General features: G+C 75.8%; 22 protein-coding genes. 12 read left to right on the forward strand and 10 right to left on the reverse strand.

The features are described 5' to 3' along the window. The first annotated feature begins 69 nt into the window (after nt 1-69). Genes EV188_RS30750 through EV188_RS30765 form a run of 4 tightly spaced genes read left to right on the forward strand, consistent with a single transcriptional unit; the run spans nt 70 to nt 4,005 of the window. Nucleotides 70-1,299: a glycosyltransferase gene (locus tag EV188_RS30750; RefSeq protein ID WP_133830158.1), complete on the forward strand. Its 1,230-nt coding sequence runs from the start codon at nt 70-72 to the stop codon at nt 1,297-1,299. Next, nucleotides 1,296-1,910, forward strand: coding sequence for a D-sedoheptulose-7-phosphate isomerase (locus EV188_RS30755; protein ID WP_133830159.1), 615 nt, complete (start codon nt 1,296-1,298; stop codon nt 1,908-1,910). Before EV188_RS30750 ends, EV188_RS30755 begins: the two co-directional genes overlap by 4 nt. After that, a complete protein-coding gene (locus EV188_RS30760) occupies nt 1,907-3,319 on the forward strand; it encodes a PfkB family carbohydrate kinase (protein WP_133830160.1) in 1,413 nt (470 codons plus the stop codon). Before EV188_RS30755 ends, EV188_RS30760 begins: the two co-directional genes overlap by 4 nt. Beyond that, entirely contained in the window at nt 3,316-4,005 is a 690-nt protein-coding gene (locus EV188_RS30765; protein WP_133830161.1) for an SDR family oxidoreductase, read from the forward strand. Before EV188_RS30760 ends, EV188_RS30765 begins: the two co-directional genes overlap by 4 nt. A gap of 8 nt (nt 4,006-4,013) precedes the next feature. Here the strand turns inward: EV188_RS30765 and EV188_RS30770 are convergent, their stop codons facing one another. Further along, the gene (locus EV188_RS30770; RefSeq protein ID WP_133830162.1) at nt 4,014-4,379 is read right to left on the reverse strand and encodes an STAS domain-containing protein; all 366 of its coding nucleotides are present in this window, start codon (nt 4,377-4,379) and stop codon (nt 4,014-4,016) included. A gap of 143 nt (nt 4,380-4,522) precedes the next feature. Here EV188_RS30770 and rfaE2 point away from each other — a divergent pair, with 143 nt between their 5' ends. The 3 genes from rfaE2 to EV188_RS30785 all read left to right on the forward strand — a co-directional run bounded on the left by rfaE2 (nt 4,523) and on the right by EV188_RS30785 (nt 7,916). Continuing rightward, nucleotides 4,523-6,031 (forward strand): D-glycero-beta-D-manno-heptose 1-phosphate adenylyltransferase, encoded by a 1,509-nt coding sequence (gene rfaE2 / locus EV188_RS30775; protein ID WP_133830163.1) that lies wholly within the window; start codon nt 4,523-4,525, stop codon nt 6,029-6,031. Continuing rightward, the gene (locus EV188_RS30780) at nt 6,028-6,852 is read left to right on the forward strand and encodes a glycosyltransferase family 2 protein (RefSeq protein WP_133830164.1); all 825 of its coding nucleotides are present in this window, start codon (nt 6,028-6,030) and stop codon (nt 6,850-6,852) included. The genes rfaE2 and EV188_RS30780 overlap by 4 nt, the downstream gene beginning before the upstream one ends. A gap of 98 nt (nt 6,853-6,950) precedes the next feature. Further along, the gene (locus EV188_RS30785; RefSeq protein ID WP_133830165.1) at nt 6,951-7,916 is read left to right on the forward strand and encodes a hypothetical protein; all 966 of its coding nucleotides are present in this window, start codon (nt 6,951-6,953) and stop codon (nt 7,914-7,916) included. Between the two features lie 13 nt (nt 7,917-7,929). Here the strand turns inward: EV188_RS30785 and malQ are convergent, their stop codons facing one another. The 3 genes from malQ to EV188_RS30800 form a co-directional block, all read right to left on the reverse strand. Next, nucleotides 7,930-9,867, reverse strand: a complete 1,938-nt coding sequence (malQ, locus tag EV188_RS30790; RefSeq protein ID WP_133830166.1) for a 4-alpha-glucanotransferase — start codon at nt 9,865-9,867, stop codon at nt 7,930-7,932. Between the two features lie 42 nt (nt 9,868-9,909). Beyond that, entirely contained in the window at nt 9,910-10,269 is a 360-nt protein-coding gene (locus EV188_RS30795; RefSeq protein WP_133830167.1) for a hypothetical protein, read from the reverse strand. A gap of 62 nt (nt 10,270-10,331) precedes the next feature. Then, a complete protein-coding gene (locus EV188_RS30800; RefSeq protein ID WP_133830168.1) occupies nt 10,332-12,014 on the reverse strand; it encodes a RecQ family ATP-dependent DNA helicase in 1,683 nt (560 codons plus the stop codon). A 73-nt stretch (nt 12,015-12,087) separates the two neighbouring features. Here EV188_RS30800 and EV188_RS30805 point away from each other — a divergent pair, with 73 nt between their 5' ends. Then, nucleotides 12,088-13,170, forward strand: coding sequence for a DNA topoisomerase IB (locus EV188_RS30805; RefSeq protein ID WP_133830169.1), 1,083 nt, complete (start codon nt 12,088-12,090; stop codon nt 13,168-13,170). Between the two features lie 10 nt (nt 13,171-13,180). Here EV188_RS30805 and EV188_RS30810 read toward each other — a convergent pair whose 3' ends face one another. Beyond that, nucleotides 13,181-13,972, reverse strand: coding sequence for an ATP-binding protein (locus tag EV188_RS30810; RefSeq protein ID WP_133830170.1), 792 nt, complete (start codon nt 13,970-13,972; stop codon nt 13,181-13,183). A gap of 107 nt (nt 13,973-14,079) precedes the next feature. Between EV188_RS30810 and EV188_RS30815 the strand changes: the two genes are divergently transcribed. Continuing rightward, nucleotides 14,080-14,559 carry a bacterial proteasome activator family protein gene (locus EV188_RS30815; RefSeq protein ID WP_279536781.1) on the forward strand — a complete coding sequence of 160 codons (480 nt, stop codon included), beginning with the start codon at nt 14,080-14,082 and terminating at the stop codon, nt 14,557-14,559. On the opposite strand, the gene EV188_RS30820 is transcribed toward EV188_RS30815, so the two are convergent. Next, nucleotides 14,556-14,867 carry a WhiB family transcriptional regulator gene (locus EV188_RS30820; RefSeq protein ID WP_133830171.1) on the reverse strand — a complete coding sequence of 104 codons (312 nt, stop codon included), beginning with the start codon at nt 14,865-14,867 and terminating at the stop codon, nt 14,556-14,558. The genes EV188_RS30815 and EV188_RS30820 overlap by 4 nt on opposite strands. A 311-nt stretch (nt 14,868-15,178) precedes the next feature. Here EV188_RS30820 and EV188_RS30825 point away from each other — a divergent pair, with 311 nt between their 5' ends. The 3 genes from EV188_RS30825 (at nt 15,179) to EV188_RS30835 (ending at nt 16,983) form a co-directional block, all read left to right on the forward strand. Continuing rightward, nucleotides 15,179-15,544, forward strand: a complete 366-nt coding sequence (locus tag EV188_RS30825) for an anti-sigma factor antagonist (RefSeq protein WP_166660183.1) — start codon at nt 15,179-15,181, stop codon at nt 15,542-15,544. 93 nt (nt 15,545-15,637) lie between these two features. Continuing rightward, nucleotides 15,638-16,093: an ATP-binding protein gene (locus tag EV188_RS30830; RefSeq protein ID WP_133830173.1), complete on the forward strand. Its 456-nt coding sequence runs from the start codon at nt 15,638-15,640 to the stop codon at nt 16,091-16,093. Nucleotides 16,094-16,245: 152 nt separating this feature from the next. After that, complete coding sequence (locus EV188_RS30835) at nt 16,246-16,983, forward strand: RNA polymerase sigma factor SigF (RefSeq protein ID WP_133830198.1); 738 nt, start codon at nt 16,246-16,248, stop codon at nt 16,981-16,983. A 149-nt stretch (nt 16,984-17,132) separates the two neighbouring features. Here the strand turns inward: EV188_RS30835 and EV188_RS30840 are convergent, their stop codons facing one another. The 4 genes from EV188_RS30840 to EV188_RS30855 all read right to left on the reverse strand — a co-directional run bounded on the left by EV188_RS30840 (nt 17,133) and on the right by EV188_RS30855 (nt 22,737). Beyond that, the gene (locus EV188_RS30840) at nt 17,133-18,389 is read right to left on the reverse strand and encodes a cytochrome P450 (RefSeq protein ID WP_133830174.1); all 1,257 of its coding nucleotides are present in this window, start codon (nt 18,387-18,389) and stop codon (nt 17,133-17,135) included. A gap of 185 nt (nt 18,390-18,574) precedes the next feature. Beyond that, nucleotides 18,575-20,368, reverse strand: a complete 1,794-nt coding sequence (selB, locus tag EV188_RS30845) for a selenocysteine-specific translation elongation factor (RefSeq protein ID WP_341770816.1) — start codon at nt 20,366-20,368, stop codon at nt 18,575-18,577. 5 nt (nt 20,369-20,373) lie between these two features. Next, complete coding sequence (selA, locus tag EV188_RS30850) at nt 20,374-21,660, reverse strand: L-seryl-tRNA(Sec) selenium transferase (RefSeq protein WP_133830176.1); 1,287 nt, start codon at nt 21,658-21,660, stop codon at nt 20,374-20,376. A gap of 15 nt (nt 21,661-21,675) precedes the next feature. Continuing rightward, complete coding sequence (locus EV188_RS30855) at nt 21,676-22,737, reverse strand: permease (RefSeq protein WP_166660184.1); 1,062 nt, start codon at nt 22,735-22,737, stop codon at nt 21,676-21,678. Nucleotides 22,738-22,755: the final 18 nt, after the last annotated feature.

Genomic DNA, 22,755 nt, shown 5'->3' on the forward strand with positions numbered 1-22,755 from the left:
CGCCACGGGCGTCGCCACCTCGCTTCACGGACCCCGGCGCGCCCCTGCGCGCCCCAGGGAGGAGTGCTCATGCGGATCGCGATGGTGTCCGAGCACGCCAGTCCGCTGGCGGCCGCGAGCGGGCTCGGCGGCGCCGACGCCGGCGGCCAGAACGTCGCCGTGCGCGCGCTGGCGCTGGCCCTGGCCGACGCCGGCCACGAGATCGTCGTCCACACACGGCGGACGGATCGGCGATCGCCGCGCCGCGTCGCGCTCGCCCAGGGCGTCACCGTCGACCACGTCGACGCCGGGCCGCCCCGCCAACTGCCCAAGGACGACCTCGTCGACCACATGGACGCGTTCTCGGCCGAGCTCGCCGCGAGCTGGCGTGCCGATCGACCCGACGTCGTGCACGCCCACTTCTGGATGTCCGGGCTCGCCGCGCTGCCCGCCGCCCGCGTGCTCGGCGTGCCGGTCGTGCAGACCTTCCACGCGCTCGGGTCGGTGAAGCGCCGCCACCAGGGCGCCGACGACACGAGCCCCGCCCGCCGCGTCGCCGTCGAGAGCGACCTGGGTGCCTCGGTGGACCGGGTGCTCGCCACCTGCCGCGAGGAGGTCGACGAGCTCGTCGCCCTCGGCGTGCCCGCCGACCAGGCGACCGTGGTGCCGTGCGGCGTGGACGTCGGGCACTTCACGCCCGGCCCTGGTGATGACCACCGCGGCTTCCGCGTGCTGTCGGTGAGCAGGCTCGTGCCGCGCAAGGGCGTCGACACCGTGATCTCCGCGCTGGCCCGCCTGCCCCGGGACGCCGAGCTCGTGATCGCCGGGGGTCCGGCCCTCGCGGCGTTGGACGACGATCCGGAGGTCGCGCGGCTGCGGTCGCTGGCGTCCTCGTTGGGCGTCGCGGACCGCGTGCGATTCCTCGGCGCCGTCGGCCACGACGCGCTACCGGCGCTCTACCGCTCCGCCGACGCCGTGGCCTGCGTGCCCGCCTACGAGCCGTTCGGCCTGGTCCCGCTCGAGGCGATGGCGTGCGCCCGCCCCGTGGTCGCGGCCGCGGTCGGCGGGCTCGCGGACACCGTCGTCGACGGCGTGACCGGCCACCACGTCCCCGCGGGCGACCCGGGGGCGGTGGCCGCGGCGCTCGAGCGCCTGCGCGCCGACCCGCGCCGGGCCCGCCGGCTGGGGCGCGCCGGACGGCGCCGCGCCGAGACCGAGTACGGCTGGGACCAGGTGGCCGCCGCGCACGAGCGCGTCTACGGCGAGGTCGCCGCCGCCGTCCCCGCCCTGTCCAGCCTCACCACGGGGAGCCCCGCATGAGCCACGAGATCGTCAGCCACGAGATCGTCCGGCGCCACCTCGGCGGGCTGCGGGGCACGCTCGACGGCCTCGCCGGCGAGTCCGAGCGCCTCGAGCGCTGGGGGGTCGAGCTCGCCACCCGCCTGCGCCACGGCTCGCGGCTGCTCGCCGCCGGCAACGGGGGCAGCGCCGCCGAGGCGCAGCACCTGACCGCCGAGCTCGTCGGGCGCTACCGCGGGGAGCGCGAGCCGCTGTCGGCGATCGCGCTGCACGCCGACACCTCGGCGGTCACCGCGCTCGGCAACGACTACGGCTACGACGAGGTCTTCGCCCGCCAGGTCCGCGCCCACGGGCGCCCCGGCGACGTCCTCGTCCTGCTCTCGACGAGCGGGCGCAGCCCCAACCTCGTCGCCGCGGCCGAGGCGGGCCGCGCGCTCGGGGTCACGGTCTGGGCGATGACCGGGCCGGGCCCGAACCCGCTCGCCGCCGCCGCGACCGACGCGCTGTGCCTGCCCGGCGAGACCCCGTCGGTGCAGGAGGCGCACCTGGTGACCGTGCACCTGTTGTGCGAGGTCGTCGACCGGGTGCTGGCGCCCTCTCCCCGGGCCGTCGCCGAGGAGCTCGTGTCGTGAGCCCCCGCACGCGCGCCTCGATCGTGGTGGTCGGCGACTGCCTGCGCGACGTCGACGTCGTCGGCGCCGTGGAGCGGCTGTGCCCGGACGCGCCGGCGCCGGTGCTGTCTTTCCGCGAGCGTCGGGAACGTCCCGGCGGCGCGGGGCTGACCGCGCTGCTCGCCGCGCGCAGCACCCGGCGCCCCGTGCGCCTGGTGACCGCGCTCGGGTCGGACGAGCCCGAGCTCCGCGCGCTGCTGGCCGGTGTCGACGTCGTCGCCGTGCCGAGCGAGGGCACGACGCCGACCAAGACGCGGATGCTCGCCGACGACCGGGTGCTCATGCGCGTGGACTCGGGGGGCCTCTCCTCGGCCGCGGCCGACGGTGCGGCCGTCGACGCCATCGCCGGCGCCGGCGTCGTGCTGGTCTCCGACTACGGCCGCGGTATGACCGCCGACCCGGCGATCCGCGAGGCGCTCACCGAGGCGGCCACGCGCGTGCCCGTCGTCTGGGACCCGCACCCGAACGGCGCCCCGCCGATCCCCGGCGCCACGCTCGTCACCCCGAACCTGTCCGAGGCCCGTGGGTATGTGAGTGGAATTCCCGGCTATAGCCGGGAATTCCACTCACATGGGTTCCCGCAGGAGCCCGCCGAGCTCGGGGACGCGCTGCGCGAGCACTGGGACGTCGACGCCGTCGCCGTGACCGCCGGGCGCGACGGTGCGGTCCTGCGCAGCGCCACCGGCACCTCGGTGACGCCCGCCGACCCCGCGACCGGCGGCGACCCCTGCGGCGCCGGCGACCGGTTCGCCGCGAGCGTCGCGGTCGCCCTCGCCGAGGGATCGGCCGTCGACGACGCCGTGCGCCGCGGGGTCGCCGACGCCGCCGCGTTCGTCGCCGCCGGGGGTGCGGCGGGGCTGGACGACGAACCCGAGCCCGCCAAGCAGGACACCGACGTCGTCGCCGCCGCCCGTGCCCGCGGCGCCACCGTCGTCGCCACCGGCGGCTGTTTCGACCTCCTGCACGCCGGGCACGCCCGGACCCTCGCCGCCGCACGACGCCTGGCCGGCGAGGACGGCGTGCTCGTCGTCTGCCTCAACTCCGACGCCTCGGTGCGCCGCCTCAAGGGTCCCGACCGGCCCGTGGTCGCCGAGGCCGACCGCGCCGAGATGCTCGCCGCGCTCGCGTCCGTCGACGCCGTCGAGGTGTTCGACGAGGACGACCCGCGCGCCGTGCTCGACCGCCTGCGCCCCGACGTCTGGGTCAAGGGCGGCGACTACGCCACCGACGAACTTCTCGAGACCCCGCTGGTGCGCAGCTGGGGCGGAGAGGTCGTCGCCGTGCCGTACCACGCGGGCCGCTCGTCGACCCGGCTGCTGGCCCGCCTCGAGCCGACCACCGACCCCGTCCCTTCGGGAGGAACGACATGACCAGCAACCCCGGCACCGTCCTCGTCACCGGCGGCTCGTCCGGCCTCGGCGCCGCCGTGGCCGACGCCGTCGCCGCCGCGGGCGGCACCCCCGTCGTCCTCGACCTCAAGGCCCCCGACGCCGGGCACGCCTTCGTCGAGGTCGACCTCGCCGACACCCGTGCCGCCGAGTCCGCCGTGGCCCGCGCGAGCGAGCAGGTCGGCGGCCTCGACGCCGTCGTCACCGCCGCCGGCATCGACCGCTGCGGCAAGCTCGTCGACGTCGACGCCGGCGAGTGGGACCGCGTGATCGCGGTCAACCTGCTCGGCACCGCCGCCGTCGTCCGCGCCGCGCTGCCCGAGCTGGAGTCGCGGCGCGGCAAGGTCGTCACCGTCTCCTCGACCCTCGGGGTCAAGGCGGTGTCCGACGCGACCGCCTACTGCGCCTCGAAGTTCGGCGTCGTCGGCTTCACCCGCGCGCTCGCCGCCGAGACCGCGGGCCGCGTCGGCGTGACCCTGCTGGTCCCCGGCGGCATGTGGACCCACTTCTTCGACGACCGCCCCGACCAGTACAAGCCGGGTGCCGACGCCAAGCTCAACGACCCCGCGCAGACCGCCGACGCCGTGCTCTATGCGCTGACCCGCCCCGCGGGCAGCGAGATCCGCGAGCTGGTGGCCACCTCGTCGGAGGAGGGCTCGTACCCGTGATCCGGGTGTCAGCGCAGGTCGGCGACCGCGGCGTCGGCGTCGGGGTAGGTGTCGAACAGCTCGGTGAGCCCGGTGAGGCTCAGCGCGCGGCCCGCGGTGCGCGGCACCCCGGCCAGGCGCAGCTCGCCCTCGCGGGCGATCGCGGACTCGCGCTCGGCGATGAGCAGCGCGAGCCCGGCCGAGCCCATGAACTCGACGCCGGAGAGGTCCAGCACCACGTGCCGGGCGCCGGCCTGCACCTGCTGCTGGATCGCGCTGCGCAGCGGGGTCGCGGTGGCGGTGTCGACGTCGCCGACCGGGCGCACCACCGCGATCTCCGGACTCAGCAGGCCCGCGGACACGGCGGTGTCGGGTGTCGGCTGGTCGTCGGCCATCGGCACTCCCGGGACGGACGAGTCACCCCGTCAGCGACAGAACGAAGGGCGACAGTACCGAGGCCGCCTGCCCCACGCCGTACGGCGGGAACGCGTGCCGCCGACCGCACCCGTGCGGGTTCCCCCGGAAGGACGGATGGTTGATGGCCGCGCCGGAGATCGACCGCGCCACCACGACCCTGGACGCCGCACCGCTCGCCGCCGACCTGCCCGCCCGCCTGGCCGCCGCGGCCCCGCGGGTGGTCGTGCTGGGCGACGCCGTGCTCGACCAGTGGCTGACCGGGCCGTCGAAACGCCTGTCGCGCGAGGCGCCGGTGCCGGTCGTCGAGGTCGACCACACCCGCGGCTCGCCCGGCGCCGCCGCCAACACCGCCGCCAACCTCGCGGCGCTGGGCGCGCGGACCGAGCTGGTCTCGGTGCTCGGCGACGACGCCGACGCGGCGACGGTGCGCGAACTGCTCGCGACGTACGGCGTCGGCACCGACGGCGTCGTCACCGACCCGACCCGTCCCACCGCGGCCAAGCGCCGGGTGCTCGCCGACGACGCGCTCGTCGCCCGCTTCGACACGACGACCCGCGGCCGGCTGGGCGACGCGGCGCGCGACGCCGTGCACGCCGCCTTCCGCCGGGCCGTGGAGGGCGCGGACGCGGTGGTCGTCTGCGACTACGACGGCGGGTCGCTCGACGGTGTCGTCGACCTCCTCGGCCCGCCGGGGGAGCGCTCCTACCGGCTCGTCGTCGACGCCCACGACCCGGCGCGCTGGACGCCGGCGCGCCCCGACGTCGTCACGCCCAACGCCGGCGAGGCGGCGACGCTGCTGGGCCGGGATCTCGGTGGGCCCGACCGGGTCGCCGCCGCCGAGGCCGCGGGCGCCGAGCTGCGGGAACGTTCCGGGGCCGGCGCGGTCGTCGTCACCCTCGACCGCGACGGCGCGCTGCTGCTGCCCTCCGACGGGGACGCTCCGGCCCATCGCACGTTCGCGCGCCCGTCGCCGGAGGCCAACACGTGCGGGGCGGGCGACACGTTCACCGCCGCGCTGGTGCTCGCGCTCGCCGCCGGCACCCCGGCGGCCACCGCCGTCGAGCTGGCCCAGGCCGCCGCCGACGTCGTGGTGGGCCGGCCCGGGACCTCGGTGTGCGGGACCGGCGAGCTCGCCGAGCGCGTCGCCGCTGCGGAGGGCCCGCTGCTCGACGCGACATCGCTCGCGGCGATCGTCGACGAGCAGCGCGTCGCGGGGCGGCGGGTGGTGTTCACCAACGGCTGCTTCGACGTCGTGCACCGCGGGCACATCGCGTCGCTGAACCAGGCCAAGCGCCTCGGCGACGTGCTGATCGTGGCGCTGAACTCCGACGCCTCGGTGGCGCGGCTGAAGGGCCCGTCACGGCCGGTCAACCCGCTCGCCGACCGGGCGGCGGTGATCGGCGCGCTGAGTTGCGTCGACCACGTCACCGTGTTCGACGACGACACCCCCGCCGAGCTGCTCGAGCTGCTCGAGCCCGACGTCTACGCGAAGGGCGGCGACTACACGCCCCAGATGCTGCGCGAGTCCGCGACGGTCGGCGCCTACGGCGGGCGGGTCGTCATCCTCGACTACCTGCCCGACCGGTCGACGAGCGCGATCGTGGAGCGGATCCGCGGTGATCTTCCGTGATCGACGTCCTGGTGCCCACGCGGAATCGACCCGTTGAGCTCGCGACCACGCTGGCCGGGCTCGCGGCGCAGACCGGGGTGGACTTCTCGCTGACGATCTCCGACCAGTCCGACGGCGACGCCTCGTGGGAGACGCCGTCGGCGTGGACGGTGATCCGGTGGCTGCGCCGGCGCGGCGTCCCGGTGGCGCTGCACCGCCACCTCCCCGCGCGGGGGATGGCCGAGCAGCGCGCGTTCCTGCTCTCGTGCGCGTCGGCGCCCGAGGTGCTCTACCTCGACGACGACGTGTGGCTCGAGCCCGGCGCGCTGGCGCGGCTGCACCGGGCGCTGGGGGAGCTGCGGTGCGGGATGGTCGGGGCGGCGATGCAGGCGCTCGGGCACGCCGAGGACCGGCGGCCGCACGAGGTGGGGTCGTTCTCGGTCTGGGACGGCCCCGTGGAGCCGGAGAGGCTGGTCAAGGACGGCCCGGGCTGGGACCGCTGGCGCCTGCACAACGCGGCGAACGGGCTGCACCTCGCCGAGGCGGTGGACGTCGACGGGCCGGGGCGCGCCGTGCCGTCGTCCGAGGTCTACGTGCCCTACAAGGTGGCCTGGGTGGCCGGGTGCGTGCTGTTCGACCGCGCTCGCCTGGTGGAGGCCGGCGGGTTCGAGTTCTGGCGCGACGTGCCCCCGGACGCGCACGGGGAAGACGTCTACTCTCAGCAGCAGGTCATGGCGCGGTCCGGCGCGGCGGGCATCCTGCCCGGCGGCGCGTACCACCAGGAATCCCCGACGGCCCTCCCCGACCGCGGCGTCTCCGCCGTCGACGCCTTGGCGACGTGAGCGACCTATGTGAGCGAACTTTGGGGCCATAGCACCAAAGTTCGCTCACATACCCCGAGTGATGGAGCCGGACGGCACCGGCCTGCGTCGAACGTCGTATGGACGACTTCGACGACTGGCAGCGGATGCTGGCGGCCGAGCACCGCATCGTGACGCGGGCCCAGCTGCTCGCGCAGGGCTTCACCGACGACGGGATCCAGGCCCAGCTGGACGCGAATCGATGGGAACGGGTGCGCGAGAGCGTCTACGCGCTCTTCACCGGCCCGCTGTCGCCGGAGGCGAAGCGCGCCGCGGCGCTGCTGGCGTGCCGGGGCGGCGCCCTGCTGAGCCACGAGACCGCGGGCGAGCTGCACGGTTTCCTGGAGCCCGATCCGGAGCAACCGGTCCACGTCACCGTTCGCTATGGCTGCTCGGCTGTGCGGCTGGACGGCGTCAAGGTGCACCGATCCCGCGCCTTCGCCCACATCGGTGTCGACGGCAGTGACCCGCCGATCACCAGCCGGGTGCACACGGTGCTGGACCTCGCGGTGGCGGCGCCGGACGCGCGGGAAGCGATGCGACGGGCCCACCAGTTCGCCCTCGATGCCGGCGTCCATCCGCTCGCCCTCGAGCAGGCGATCGATCTCCGCCGGCCGACACGTCATCGTCGCGCCATCACGGACGCGGTGACGCTGCTGCGGGACGGCGTTCTCTCTGAACTAGAGCACCGCTACCTCGTCGACGTCGAGCAGGCGCACGGGCTCCCGATCGGCCGTCGCCAGGCGCCGGTGCTGGTGGACGGCGTCCGCCGCTATGAGGACATCACCTATGACCTCCCCGGCGGGCGGGTGACCGCGCGACTGGACGGGTTTGGCACCCACCGTGACCCGCGAACGGCCCTGGTCGACCGCCGGCGCACCGTCGCGGCCGCCGTCTCCGGCGAGGTCTCGGTGCCCTTCGGCTGGGACGAGGTCACGAGGTTCCCGTGCCGCACCACACGCGAGGTGGAGTCGCTCCTGCGCGCCGTCGGTTGGGAGGAGCCGCTGCGTCCGTGCGGCCTATGTGAGCGAACTTTGGGGCTATAGCCCCAAAGTTCGCTCACATAGGGCGTGCGCGGAGGGACTCGGCGACGGCGAGGACGCGGGGGTCGGTGAGGAGCGCGTCGAGGGGGCGGGAGAGGGGGATGCGCCAGTTCGGGTAGGCGTCGACCGTCCCCGGCAGGTTCGGCTGGCGCACATCGCCCAGGACGTCGGTGAACGCCGCGAGGACGATCCGCGAGCGGGCCGTCGCGAGCAGCTGGTGCATCGCCAGGATCACGGCCTCCGGGTCCGAGGCGTCGACGTCGAACCCCTCCGAGGCCAGCAGACCGAGCAGCTCATCCCGGTCCCGCGACGCCGCCACCCGCGCCGCGTCCACGTCGTCGAGCAGCCCCGCCTCCGCGCGCGCCCGCACGTGCTCGTCGGCCAGGAACCCCGCCGCCGTCGGGAGGTCGTGGGTCGAGACGCTCGCCAGCGTCTCCGGGTGCCATTCCCGCGGCGGCAGGAGGTCCCCGGAGGACGAGCGCTGGAACCACAGCACCGCGCAGCCCAGCATCCCGTGCTCCGCGAGGCCCTCAGTGACCTCCGGCTCCACGGTCCCCAGGTCCTCGCCGACCACGACCGCACCGGCCCGCGACGCCTCGATCGCCGCCACCGCGAGCATGGCCCGCGCGTCGTAGTGCACGTACGCGCCCTCGCGCGCCCCGCGACCCGGCGGGATCCACCACAGCCGCCAGAGCCCGGCGACGTGGTCGACGCGCAGTCCGTCGGCGTGGCGCAGCACCCCGCGGATCATCGAGCGCAGCGGCGCGTACCCCGAGCGCGCGAGCGCATCCGGGCGCCACGGCGGCAGCGCCCAGTCCTGGCCCTGCTGGTTGAAGTCGTCGGGCGGCGCGCCGACCGACACCCCCGGCGCCAGCGCGTCCGCGAGCGTCCACGCGTCCGCGCCGCCGGCCGAGCACCCGACGGCGAGGTCGGCGATCAGCCCGACCGCCATCCCCGCACCCGCCGCGTGCGCCGCCGCCAGCTGCTCGTCGGCGAGCTGCAGGCACCATGCCCAGAACAGCACCCGGTCGGCCAGCTCACGGCGCGCGCCAACGACACCGGAGTCGCCGAGGAAGCGCAACCCCGTAGGCCACCCGTGCACATCACTGCCGTGCCGTTCCGCCAGCGCGTACCAGGTGGCGACGTCGCGCAGCTCGGGCTCGAGGGCGTCGACCGCCGACACCCCGTCCGACGAGAACGGCCACAGCATCTCCAGCGCCGCCCGCTTCGCCGCCCACACCGCGTCGTGGTCCACGAGGTCGCCCGGCGGCGGCCGCAGCGCGTCCACGTCATCCCGGACCGGCGACGGCGCCGCCGCGTAGGCGGGGACGTCGGCGACCCGCACGTACAGCGGGTGCAGGAACCGCCTGCTCGACGGCGAGTACGGCGACGCCTCGACCTCCGGCGACAGCGCGAGCGCGTGCAGCGGGTTGACCAGCAGCGCGCCCGCGCCCTGTGCGGACGTGCCGGAGAGCAGCGACCCGAGGTCCGCGTAGTCCCCGCACCCCCACGACTGCTCCGAGCGCACCGCGTAGAGCTGCACCATCCAGCCCCACGTCGGCGGCGGCGCTTCCAGCCGCGGCGGCGCGACGATCAGCGCGACGTCCTGCTCGCCGCAGGTGAGCCGGTGGTAGCCGACGGGCAGATCGGACGGCACCGACGACACGGATCGCTCGGTGCCGTCCTCGAGCGTCACGATCCCGGCGGACGGGAGCGCCCGTCCTGAACCACGATCCACCACCACCGTCGCCGGCAGGGCGTCCGGGTCGGCCGACCGCACGGCGTCCAGCGCGGACGCCAGCGCGTCGGGTGTGGTCGCGTCGACGTCGAGGGCGGTCAGGACGTCGAGGACGACGCAGCGGTCGACCTCGACCTCACGCTCGTCGGCGTCGCGGTAGCGCACCGCCACCCCGTGGGCGGTGGCGAGCTCGGCGAGCTCGGGCTCGACGGGCACAGGCGTCTCCCTGGAGCAGGTCGTGGGGGAACGCGCAGGATGTCAGGCCGAGGCGGGGCGCCGCGGGGCGGGCGGCAGCTCCTCGGCACCGGCGGAGCGGCGTCGGGCCCGGGCGGCGACGTCGTCGGCGACGGCGCCGGCTGCGGTCCCGGGACGGCGGACGCGGGCGAGCGCGGCGACCGCGCTCTCGGCGAGCCCGGTGAGGGCCGCGGCGCGCACGGTGCTATACCCGCGGGCGAGCAGTGCGGCGGCGAGCTCGCGCGCGGCGACGGTGTCGCGACGGGCCCGGCGGGCGAGCTGTCGCAGGTCCGCCGGTGCCGGGTCGGCGGGGCGGGGAGCGGGCAGGGTGTCGGGGGCGCCGGCGGGCGGGGCCAGGGGAGAAGTGCTGGGTTCGCGGAGCACGGTCACCTTTCGTGGGAGTCACCACGGGGATCGGCCCGGACGGGCGCCGCGAAACGTGACGATCACGCCGGCGCGAGCAGCTGCTTCTCCCGGACCACCGGCAGCGACAAGGTGCGGTACCCGCCCTCGTCGAACAGGACCACCACCGACTCCTCGGCGACGGTCGTGACGGTGCCCTGACCCCACTCGCCGTGCCGGACCGCCTCGCCGGGGACGGGGTCGCCGTTCTCGGCACCCGCCCGGTTCCCGGGGTCGCCCGGGTGCCCCGCGTCGCAGTGGTCGCAGAAGCCGCACGGCTCGTCGCGCGACTCCCCGAGCGCCTCCAGCAGCGTCCGGCGACGGCAGCCGGTGGCCTCCGCGTAGCGGCGCACCAGCTCGACCTTGCTCTGCTCGCGCTCGCGACGGCGGGCGACGAGGGCGGCGGCGTGCTCGGCGAGCTCGGAGAAGTCGTCGCAGTCGACGACGTCGCCGGGCGCCAGGAGCCGGCCCGGCAGCCGGCGGACCGCGCCGAGGGCCACCAGCCCCGGGATCGCCCGCGACAGCCCGGCCTTCGACACCCCGGCCGGACCGGCGAGCTCGTCCTGCGCGACGCCGTCGGGGTGCCGGCACACCGCGGCCAGCACCGTCGTGAGCGCGCCCTTGCCCGGGTCGCGGCCGGAGGCGAACAGCTTCGGGCGCACGAGGTCCTGCGGCCGGTGGAACAGCACCGCCTGCGCGGGCCGCCCGTCACGCCCCGCCCGGCCGATCTCCTGGTGGTAGGCGTCGATCGAGGTCGGGGTGTCGCCGTGCACCACCCACCGCACGTCGGGCTTGTCGATGCCCATGCCGAACGCGCTGGTCGCGACGACCACCCGGATCTCGCCGTCCATGAACGCGTCCTGCACGCGGCCCCGGTCGCGCGCCGTCATGCCGCCGTCGTAGGCCTCGGCGGCCACCCCGGCCTCGCGCAGGCGGTCGCAGACCAGCGTCGTGTGCCGCCGCGTGGTGACGTAGACGATGCCCGCGCCCTCGAGCCCGACGACCTCCCCGGTCACCCGCTCCCACTTCGCCTCCTCCTCGTGCACGAGGTGGGCGGTGAGGTGGATGTGCGGGCGGTCCGGGTCGCGCACCACCACGCACGCGTCCGGCACCCCGAGCAGCTCGAGGATCTCCCCGCGGGCCGGGATCGACGCGGTGGCCGTGAGCGCCAGCACGCGCGGGCGACCCAGCCGCCTGCGCGCGAGGGCGAGGCCCAGGTAGTCGGGGCGGAAGTCCGGGCCCCAGTCGCAGACGCAGTGCGCCTCGTCCACCGCAAGCAGCGTCGGCGCCCCGGCGGCGAGGGCGTCGAGGACGTCCTCGCGCGCGAGCTGCTCCGGCGAGGTCACCAGGACCTCGATCGCGCCGTCCCGGAAGCGCGCGAGGACGTCGTCGCGTGCGGCGACCGTGGAGTTCAGCACCTCGGCCCGCACGCCGGCGTCGACGAGGTGCGCGACCTGGTCGCGGTGCAGCGACAGCGTCGGCGACACGACCACGGTCGGGCCGCCCAGGACGAGGCCGGTGACGGCATAGACCGCGGTCTTGCCGGCGGCCGGGGGCAGGACCGCGAGGCAGTCGTCGACGAGCGCGCCGAGGACGGCCTCGCGCTGGCCGTCGCCGAGCGCGGCGCCGTCGCCGAGGACGCGGGCGACGGCCGCGTCGACGGCCTCCAGGGTGGGTTCGTCGACGGGGCCGCAGGGGCCGAGCAGATCCGCAGAGGCGTCGGGCACCGGCCGGTGGTAGCCGGAACTCCTGCACCAGAAACGGAGTTCGCAGGGACGGGGCCGGGGGTACGCCCGGCCGGTGGAACTGGTGCACGTGGAGCCCTACGGACCCGGGATCGGCCGTCGCCGGCGCGGCAAGGGATGGAGCTACTTCGACCGCGAGAGCGGCGTGACCGTCGACGACCCGACGCACATCGACCGCATCCGCAAGATCGTCGTCCCGCCCGCGTGGGAGGACGTCTGGATCTGCGCGGACCCGGCCGGGCACATCCAGGCCGTCGGCACCGACGCCGCCGGCCGCCGGCAGTACCGCTACCACGAGGCGTGGACCCGCCAGCGCGACCAGGAGAAGTTCCAGCGGGTCACGCGCCTCGGGCACGTCATCGGCGACGCCCGTCTCGAGATCGCGGACCGGCTCGGCCGCGGCCGGGGCCTCGGGCGCGACCGTGTGCTCGCGGGCGCGGTCTGGATGCTCGACCTCGGGGTGTTCCGCGTCGGCGGCGAGGAGTACGCCAGCGACGACTCGCCGGGCGACGCCTCCTTCGGCCTCGCCACGCTGCGCCGCGAGCACGCGATCGCCCGCCGCGACGGCGGCGTCGAGTTCCGCTACACCGCGAAGTCCGGCGTCCCGCGCCGCGTCACGCTCCACGACGAGCACGTCCACGGCCTCGTCACCTCGCTCAAGCGCCGCCGCGGCGGGGGCGAGGACCTGCTGGCCTTCCGCCGCGGCGGACGCGGCGGCGACCGCGGGCCGTGGCACGACGTCACCGCCCAGGACGTCAACGACGCCGTGCGCCAGTTCATCGGCGACGAGTTCACCGCCAAGGACCTGCGCACCTGGAACGCCGGCGTGCAGGCCGCGGTCGCCCTGGCCGGCGAGTGCGACGACACCGGCGCGCCGCCGCGCGCGCAGCGCAAGCAGCGCAGCGCCGTGACCCGCACCATGAAGGCCGTCTCGGAGCAGCTCGGCAACACCCCGGCGGTGTGCAAGCGCTCCTACGTCGACCCGGTGCTCGTCACCCACTTCGAGAACGGCCGCACGATCGCCGACGCCGTGCGCGCGGGCGCCGGCGTCGACGACCGGGCGATGCGCCAGCACATCGAGCGTGCCGTGCTGGCCCTGCTGGACCAGCGGGACGTCGTCGTCCTGGAGGCCGCGTAAGAGGGCAGGCCTAGACCGTCGCCATCTCCGCCCACACGGTCTTGCCGTCGCGGTGGGTCTCGACGCCCCAGGCCGTGGCCACCGCGGCGACCATCGCGAGACCCCGGCCGCGCGGCGAGGTCGGCGCCGGCAGGTGGGCCTCGGGCAGGGGGGCGAGGTCGAAGTCCCGGACCGTCAGGCGCAGCAGGTGCGCGCGGCGCTCGACCTCGACCACCGACGCGCTCTCCGCGTGCTCGACGGCGTTGGTGACGAGCTCGGTGACGACGATCTCGGCGGCCTCGCGGGCCTCCTCGTCCACCGCCCAGCTCCCGCACACCCGACGGACGTGCTGGCGGGCGTCACCGGGGGCGCGCGCGTCGACGTCGAAGTGCCACCAACCGCGGACCAGGTCGGGACGGTCGTCGACGTGGGCCAGCGCGGTCGCCACGTCGGGGTGCACCGGGACGCGCTCGGCGACCCGGGAGCTGACGAGCAGCGCGGCGGTCGTCAGGTCGGGCGCGGCGACGGCGAGGCGGACGTCGGGCCACTCGCCGGCGCGGGCGACGGCCTCGGTGAACGCGTGCACGGCACCGGAGTGGGCGAGCTCGATCCCCGAGATGTCGGCGACGACGGCGCGGTGGCGGTGCAGCAGTGCGCTGAGGCGTTCGACGAGGGCGTGGGCGGTCGTCTCGGACAGCGGACCCGACAGCGTCACGACCACCGGGGGGCCGAGGCTGCGCTCAGGGGGTTCCGGGTCCTGCGCCCACGTGCCGGTCACGCCGTCCCCCGCTTTCTGGAGGGGCAGCTCGATCCTTGTGTCCACGACTCACCTCGGGGCCCTGGTACCCCCGCCCCCGGGCACCCATGCGCACATCCGAGGGCGTGTCGCCGGGCGCGCCGAGCGGTCGCCGGGACGCCATGATGGGCGGCATGAGCGAGCAGGACGAACGGCCCTCGTCCGCACTGGCCGCCGCGGCGGCGTCGGGCGCCGGGGAGGGCGCGGGCACCGGCGACCTGGTCGCGTCGCCGGGCGCGGTCATGCGGGTGGCCGGGATGGTCGGCAAGCTCGTGGAGGAGGTCCGGGCGGCGCCGCTGGACGAGGCCGGGCGCGCACGGCTCGCGGACATCCACGAGCGGTCGATCCACGAGCTCGAGCAGGGGCTCGCGCCGGAGCTGCGTGACGAGCTGCGCCGGATCACGCTGCCGTTCTCGTCCGACGCCACGCCCTCGCAGGCCGAGCTGCGGATCGCGCAGGCGCAGCTGCTGGGGTGGCTCGAGGGGCTGTTCCACGGCATCCAGAGCGCCGTGCTCGCGCAGCAGATGGCGGCGCGGGGCCAGCTCGAACAGATGCGTCAGGGGCGGGGCCGTCCCGCGCCGGGCGGGGACACCAGCGGCGGGCAGTACCTCTAGCGGGCCTCGTAGACGACGGTGCCGGTTTCGCGGCCCGAGGTGCGCAGCGCGGAGCGGCGCTCGTCCTCGGTCAGCCCGCCCCAGACGCCGTAGGGCTCGCGGGTGGCGAGCGCGTGGCGGCGGCAGGGCTCGATCACCGGGCACGCGGCGCACACCTTCTTGGCCTCGGCCGCGCGGTGCTCACGCCGCGGGCCGCGCTCGCCGTCCGGGTGGAAGAAGAAGCTCGAGTCCATCCCGCGGCACGACCCGTGGAGCTGCCAGTCCCACTCGTCGATGATGGGGCCGGGCAGGAGTCGGATGTCGGCCATGGCGGTCCTCCCAGTCGGTGCATCCGGCCGGGGGAGTTGCTTTCCCCGGAATCGGAGTGGCGTCGGCGGTATCCCCTCCCTCTCGGGACGGCAAACACCCCTGAACGGCCCAGTGGGACCCTCGTTCGTGGCGTCATCGGCCCTGTTGAGCCCCGGTTCCGCCACGATCACGGGCCGTCCCGGCCGTGAACGCGTGCCCACGGGGGGTGACGAGTAGGCTCGGCGACACGGCAAGTACGTTGCCGGGGGATCGATGAGGCTGCCTGGACACACCGGGCACGCCCGACCTGACCGGAGGGGGACCAGACGCCGTGGCCACCGATGACGACCTCGCTGCAGAGGACCCACTCGGCGTCGATGTTCAGCGGTCGAACGGCGCGTCGGTGATCCGGCTGGCCGGCGAGATCGACATGCTGACGACGCCGGCGCTGCGCGCCAAGGTGAACGAAGAGCTCCAGGGCAAGCCCACGGTGCTCGTGCTCGACATGCTCTCGGTCGAGTTCCTCGGCTCGAGCGGCCTCGCACTGCTCGTCGAGGCGCTCGACGAGTCCCGCAACCGCGACGTGGCCCTGCGCCTCGTCGCCAACTCGCGGCCGGTGAGCCGGCCGCTGCAGGCCACGGGCCTGACCGACCTGTTCGCGCTCTACCCGTCGGTCGAGGCCGCCCTGGCCGGATGACCGGCGTGGGGCCCTGCCGTCCGCGTCGCCTGCGCCGTTACGGTGGCTCCGCCACCGTCCTCCTCACCTGCCGCGAAACGGAGATCAGCAGCCGTGCAGACGCCGGAACCGCAGCAGCGTGATCGTTCGTCCACCGCCACCGATCCGGGCGCCGGTTCGGGCGGACTGGCCGAGACCCCGACCCCCGTCGAGGTCCGTGTCCACGCCGATCCCGCGCTGATCCCGTCGGTGCGCGCGGTGGCGGCCGATCTCGCTGCTCGCGCCGACTTCGACCTCGACGCCGTGTCCGACCTGCGGATGGCGGTCGACGAGGCCTGCTCGGCCCTGGTGCCGCTCGCCCGCGAGGGCGGCCAGCTGCGCTGCGGCTTCGCGATGGCCGACGGCCGGATCGACGTGATCTGCCGCGTCCCCGTCACGGGCGACGCCGCGCTGCGCCAGGACACCTTCGGGTGGCGGGTGCTCACGACGCTCACCGACGACGCGCAGGTGCTCGACGCCGACCCGGAATGGCTCGGCATCCACCTGCGCAAGCAACGGCTCAACCCGTGACCGAGTCGGCGCGCGCGCTGTCGGACGCCGCCGAGGAGTCGCCGCACGACACGGCGCCGGGACCGTCGTCGCAGGATTCGTCGTCGCCGGAGTCGTCGTCCCGCTCGGGGCGGGGCTCGCGCAACGAGGACTCCTACGACCACCTCGTCCCGATGCTCACCGAGCACGCCGGGCTCGACACCGACGACCCGCGCCGCGAGGTGCTGCGCGACCGTCTCGTCGAGGGCTACCTGCCGCTGGCCCGGCACATCGCGCGCCGCTTCTCCCAGCGCGGCGAGCCGCAGGAGGACCTCGAGCAGGTCGCGACCGTGGGCCTCATCCACGCCGTCGACCGCTTCTCGCCGGAGCGGGGCTCGGACTTCCTGTCCTACGCGGTGCCGACGATCACCGGCGAGGTCCGGCGCTACTTCCGCGACAAGGCGTGGTCGACGCGCGTGCCCCGCCGGCTCAAGGACCTGCGCCTGGCCATCGGGTCGGCGATGCCGCAGCTCTCCCAGGAGCTCAACCGCGCGCCCACCGCCGGTGAGCTCGCCGAGCACCTCCAGCGCAGCCGCGAGGAGGTGCTCGAGGCCCTCGAGGCCGCCAACGCCTACCGGTCGAGCTCGCTGGACGACATGCTCGTCGACGACCCCTCGAGCGGGCGCCTCGCCGACGTCCTCGGCTCCGCGGACGCCGAGCTGGAGCAGGTCGAGCACCGCGAGACCGTGCAGCCGGCCCTGCGCAAGCTCCCGGAACGCGAGCGCACGATCGTCATGCTCCGCTTCTTCGGCGGCATGACCCAGACCCAGATCGCCGAACGCGTCGGCGTGTCGCAGATGCACGTCTCGCGCCTGCTGACCCGCACCCTCGCGACCCTCCGCGCCGACCTCTCGGACCCCCCGACCCCGTAGGGCGCGCCTGTTCGAGCGATGCGGCTTTGCTGGCACTCATCGCCAGGCTCGCCACATCCTCGCTCGCACGACACGCCGAGTCGGGCGTGGTGCGGCGTGTTTCAGCGTGGCGGCCACGCTGGCGCTCAACGTCAGAAAAGCCGCCACGATCACGTGCTGACAGGCAGCCGCTGGTAGCTCCGCAGCAGCAGCGAGCGCCGCCGCACCGCCCCCGCCTCCCGGTGCAGCGTCGGCATCCGCTCCGCCAGCACCGCCAGCGCGACCCGCGCCTCCAGCCGGGCCAGCGGCGCGCCGAGGCAGTAGTGGATGCCGCCCGAGAACGCGAGGTGCTCGCCGCGCGTCGGGCGGTCGAGGTCGAACACGTCGGGGTCGGCGTGCACCGCGGGGTCGCGGCCGGCGGCCCCGAGCATCGCCATGACGACGGTGTCCGGCGCGACGTCGCGCTCACCGATGCGGACGGTCTCGTGGGGCGTCCGCGCGGTGAACTGGATCGGCGCGTCGAAGCGCAGGCTCTCCTCGACGGCGTCGGTGCCGCGCCCGGGATCGGCGGCGAGCTGTGCCCAGGGCCCGCCGGCGTCGGTCATCGCGGCGACGGCGTTCGAGAGCAGCGTGCTCGTCGTCTCGAACCCGGCGAGCAGCAACAGCGCCGACAGGCTGATCGTCTCCTCGACGTCGGCGTCCTCGGCCGCGAGGTGGCTGATGAGGTCGTCGTCGGGGTCGTGGCGCCGCTTCTCGAGCAGGTCGCCCAGCAGCCCGCGCAGCTCGACGATCGCGGCCTCGAGGCGGTGCAGCGCGCGCAGCGACCGCACCCCGCCCAGTCCGGCCCCGACCGCCTGCCCCCACCGCGCGAACGACCCCGCGTCCTCGTCCGGCACCCCCAGCAGCTCGGCGATCACGGCGACCGGCAGGGGCGTCGCGACGTCGGCGACGAGGTCGAAGCGCTCCCGGCGCGCCGCGTCGTCGACCAGCTGCTCGGCGAGCCCCGTGACCAGCGGCTCGTACGCGGCGACCCGCGCCGGCGTGAACCAGCTGCCGACCAGGCGTCGCAGCCGCGTGTGCTCCGGCGGGTCCATCCCGAGGAAGGACAGGTCGACGGGCTCGAGCAGCGGGTCGCGCTCGCCCTCGACGGCACCGCCGAGCGAGCCGCCACTGCGCGTGCGGACCATGAACCGGCGGTCGCGCACCAGGTCGCGGCACAGGTCGTGGGTGGCGACGACGAGGACCCCGGCGCGGCTCGCGTACGGCTGCGCGGCTTCGCGCAGTTGACGTTGGACGCCGGACGGGTCGTCGATCCACGGGCGGTAGAGCAGGCGCAGCACCGGGTCGCCGGCCAGCGCCATCGCGAGCCCACCGGCCCGCACGACGGCGAGCCGCGTGCCGAGCGTGACGTCGCGCCGGAGGTCCATGCCCCGATCCTGGCGCGACCTCCTGTCGCGAGGAAGCCTCGTGATCGTGGCGGATTTCCTCACGTTGAACGTCAGCGTGGCCGCCACGCTGACACCACCCCGTGCGTCGCGAACCATCGGCGTGTCGTGTCACCGAGGATGTGGCGAGCCTGGTGTCACACGCCAGCGATGCCGCATCGCTCGTACTACCGCAACGCGTGCCGGCCCTCGTCGTCGCGGCGGGTGCGGCCCTGGCGCGCCAGGTACTCGAGCAGCGGGACGGCGACGCGGCGCGTCGTGCCCAGCGCCTGGCGGGCCTCGGAGAGCGTGAACGGCGAGGGCAGGTCGGCGAGCCGCGCCACGGCCACCTCGACCGCGTCGGGTCCCAGGTAGATCCCGTCGCCGACCTTGAGCAGCGCGCCCGCCTTCACCGCCGCGCCGAGCTCGCGGGTGCGCAGGCCCAGCTCGGCGAGCCGGTGTGCCTCGGGCGCCGCGAAGGGCGCCTCGGCGAGGTCCGCGCGCACCGCCGCCACCGCCGCCCGCACCCCGTCCGGCAGCCCGCCGGCGTCGCGCGGACGGATGCGCCCGCCGGCCGCCACCAGCGACGACGCCCCGGGCTCGGCGAGCACGAGGTCGAGCAGGCGGGGTTCGGGCAGGTCGAGGGCCTGCGCGGCGGCCTTCGCGGGCAGGCCGGCGTCGAGCGGCTGCTCCTCGGTGTGCCGGGCGACGGCCGCCACGAGCCGATCGGCCAGCGACGACAACCACGACGGATCCACCAACCACCCCGCCGCTGCCGGCACGTCCGACGGCACCGACGCCCCCAGCGCCACCAGGTCGTCGCGCTTCATCAGCCGCCGGCGCGCCAGCTCCCCGAGCGCGTCCGGGGCGCCCTCCGTCGCCGCCAGCTCGCCGGCCCGGAGACGGGCCGCGCCCCGCCGTCGCAGCGACGGCGGCCGGACGTCGAGCACCGTCACCCCGCCCAGCACCCGGTGCGCCCCCGGGTCGCGCAGCAGCGCGTGGTCGCCGGGGCGGAGCGGGAGCGGCTCGCGCAGCGTCAGCCGCACCGTCCTCGTCTCGTCGGAGTCGGGCGCGTCCGACCGCGACAACGGGCGCACCCGCGCCGCCACCGCTGCCGACCCGACGTGCAGCATCACCTGCCGCGGCAGGTCGACGGCCACCATGTGACCCCGCGGCGGCCCCACCCGCACGTCGATGACGTCGCTGCGCAACCAGCGCCCCGGCGTCGTCAGCGCGTCGCCGCGCCCGATCTCGTCGAGCCCGATGCCCCGCAGGTTCAGCGCCACCCGCGCCACCGCCCGCACCGGGTCGACGGTCTCGCCCAGCGCCTGCAGGCCGCGCACGCCGACGACGCGCGACCCCAGCGCCAGCTCGTCGCCCACCTGGATCGTCCCGGCGCCCAGCGTCCCGGTGACGACGGTTCCCGCGCCCCGCACCGTGAACGCGCGGTCGACCCACAGGCGCACGTCGGCGTCGACGTCCGGTGCCGGCAGCCCGCCCACCAGGTCGACTAACGCCGAGCGCAAGGAGTCGAGACCGAACCCCGTCGCCCCCGACACGCACACCGCCGGCAACCGCCCCAGCGACGACTCCCCGAGGTGCTCCAGCGCCTCGTCCCGCGCCAGCTCCGGGTCGGCGAGGTCGCTGCGGGTGACGACGAGCAGCCCGTCGCGCACCCCGAGCGCGTCGAGGGCGTCGAGGTGCTCGGTCGACTGCGGCATCCAGCCCGAGTCGGCCGCGACGACGAACATCGTCGCCGGCACCGGGCCGACCCCGGCGAGCATCTGCGTCACGAAGCGTTCGTGGCCCGGCACGTCGACGAACGCCACGGGCTCCGGCAACCCGGGCAGCGTCGTCCACGCGAACCCGAGGTCGATCGTCATGCCCCGCCGGCGCTCCTCGGCCCAGCGGTCGGGCTCCATGCCCGTCAGCGCGCGGACCAGCGTCGACTTCCCGTGGTCGACGTGCCCGGCGGTGGCCACGACCCTCACGGCAGCGCCGCCGACACCGCCGCGACCAGCCGCTCGTCGGCCTCCGGCGGCACCGAGCGCAGATCGAGCACGCACCGGCCCTGCTCGACGCGTGCCACGACGGGATCGGCGCCACCCCGCAGACGAGCAGCGAGATCGACGGGCAGCGCCACCCCCGCACTCGGCAGCTCCACCCCGGGCGCGCCGCCCCCGCCGACCTGCGCCACACAGTCGATCGCCTCCGCCGGCGCCCCGATCCGCGCGGCCACCTCGGCGGCCCGCGCGCGCAGCGCGCCGAGGTCGACCGAGAGCATGGAACGCACCGGCACCTCCGGCCCCCGCAGCGTCGCCTCGAGCGCGGCCAGGGTCAGCTTGTCGACGCGCAGCGCCCGCGCCAGGGGATGGCGGCGCAGCCGGTGCACGAGCGTGGCCTCGCCGAGCAGCAGCCCGGCCTGCGGCCCCCCGAGCAGCTTGTCGCCCGACGCCGTCACCAGCGACGCACCGGCGCGCAGCTCGGTCGCCGCGTCGGGCTCGTCGGGCAGCAGCGGGTGCGGCGCGAGCAGCCCGGAGCCGATGTCGCTCACCACCGGCACGCCGAGGCCCGTCAGCGACCCCGCCGGCACCGACGACGTGAACCCCGTGACGACGAAGTTCGAGGGGTGGACCTTGAGGATCATCCCGGTGTCCGGGCCGACCGCGTCGGCGTAGTCGGCACGGTGCACCCGGTTCGTCGTGCCGACCTCGCGCAGTCGCGCGCCGGTCGATTCCAGCAGGTCGGGCAGCCGGAACCCGTCGCCGATCTCGACCATCTCGCCGCGCGCGATGATGATCTCCCGGCCGATGGCCAACGCCGTCGCCGCGAGGATCAGCGCGGCCGCACCGTTGTTCGTCACGTGCACGCCGCCCGCGTCCGGCACCGCCGCGGCCAGCGCCTCCAGGGCGCCCGCTCCCCGACGACCCCGGCCCCCGGAGACGAGGTCCAGCTCGACGTCGGTCGTCCCCGCCGCGGACACCAGCGCGTCCTGCGCCGCCGCGGACAGCGGCGCGCGCCCGAGGTTCGTGTGCAGCAGGACGCCCGTGGCGTTGACGACCGGGCGCATGCTGGCGGCCGTCGGGGGCAGGGAGGCGAACACCTCGTCGGCGACCGCCTCCGGGGCGATCTCGCCGGCCCGCGCCCGGTCCTGCGCGGCCACGACGATCTCCTTCACGCGCGCCCGCCCGAGCGTCGCGAGCGCCGGCTCGAGGCGCGCGTCGGCGAGCACCGTGTCCGTGCGCGGCACCCGCCGGCGGTGATCGTCGGTCACCGGCCCATTGTGCGCTCAGAGCCCGACGGCCAGCGCCCCCACCGACGTCAGCACCCCGACGCCGACGACCACACCGGTCACCGCCACGAGCAACCGCCGCGGGAAGACACCGCGCACCATCAGCAGCGACGGCAGGCTCAGCGCCGGCAGCGTGATCAGCAGGGCGGCCGCGAGCGGGCCCGGCACCCCCACCGCCAGCAGCGCGGCGACCACGGCCACCTCGGCGCCGGTCGGGATCGGCAGCAGCGTGCCGGCCACGGCGAGCAGCACGACGGCGACCACGGCCAGCGCCACCCCCGTGCCCGAGAGCCACGACGCCCCGACCGGGAACAGCACGCCCCGGAAGGCGCCGAGGGCCACGACGAGCAGCAGGTACTCGGGCAGCAGCCGGATCGCCAGCCCGCCGAGCGCCGCGAGGAACCGCACGACCAGCGGCCGCTCGTCGACCGGCTCCTCGTCGGGGACGACGTCGACCACCGGGGTGCGGTCGGCCCACCACCGGCCCAGCGCCACGGCCACGACGACCACCGCGACGCCCGCGAGCGCCCGCAGCACCGTCCACTCCCACGGCAGCACGAACGCGCAGAAGACGAGGACGACGGGGTTGAGCGCGGGGTTGGCGAGCCAGTACGCCAGCGTCGCCGTCAGGTCGGCGGACCGGCGGCGCAGCCCCACCGCGAGCGGTGCCGCGCAGCAGGAGCACATCATCGAGGGCACGGCCAGCGCGCTCCCGCGCACACCACCGCCGACGCCCCGGCCGAACAACCGCGAGAGCCACGCCCGCGGCAGCGCCACCTGCACCGCCGCCGCCAGCACGAGCCCGACGACGAGCGCCGGCCAGATCGCGAGGAAGTAGGTCCCGGCGAACCGCAGCCCGGCGGTGAGCGACACCCCGGGCTCCCCGCCCGCGAGGATCGACGGGCCCAGCGAGTGCGAGCCCGCCACCGACGGCACCTTCACCCAGTACGGCGCCCACTTCGCCCACACCAGACCGCCGAGCACCAGCACCGCGAACCCCAGCGCCACCGCCCACGGTGGCGGCCCGGTCCGCCGCGTCCCGATCCGCGTGTCCGTCACGGCCACCGATCGTCACAC

Origin of the sequence: Actinomycetospora succinea, from assembly GCF_004363095.1 — a bacterium.
GTDB classification, from domain to species: domain Bacteria; phylum Actinomycetota; class Actinomycetes; order Mycobacteriales; family Pseudonocardiaceae; genus Actinomycetospora; species Actinomycetospora succinea.